Raw genomic sequence first — 366 nt, 5'->3', positions numbered from 1 at the left:
ATGCCGGGCAATTGGTCGGAAAGGATGGTATCTGTCGACGGTGAGTAGTAGTGAAAACAAGGGTGATAGAATACTCCGGAATGTGGTAGGTTTGCGAGATACTACCCGCTACACGAGCGGGTACGGAGGTGAAAAAGAGAGGCAGTTGGTTACTCGTCGAGGGGGAATTTGTCCTCAAGTTCGACGAGTTTTTCTCCACGCTCGGTGAGACTCACGCCGAACCAGACGCGCTTGCGACCCTCGTCGAGAGTGACGCGTTCGCTCGGCGGATCGGGGGTGATTTTCGATTTCATCTTCGAGACAGCACCACCCGGCGCGTGGGTTTTGAGGTCGACATCGTCGGGGTCCATATCAGATTCTTTACTA

The 366-nt window shown here is 54.1% G+C and carries 1 protein-coding gene; it reads right to left on the bottom strand.

What is annotated here, in order from left to right:
* Positions 1 to 149 precede the first annotated feature (149 nt).
* The coding region (locus tag EXE45_RS18335) for a hypothetical protein (RefSeq protein WP_206750521.1) at positions 150 to 366 on the bottom strand (217 nt) is incomplete at its 5' end.

The sequence above is a fragment of the Halorubrum sp. SP9 genome (genome assembly GCF_005435015.1).
In the GTDB taxonomy this organism is placed as follows: Archaea; Halobacteriota; Halobacteria; order Halobacteriales; family Haloferacaceae; genus Halorubrum; species Halorubrum sodomense.
This window is presented reverse-complemented; position numbering and strand designations above follow the sequence as displayed.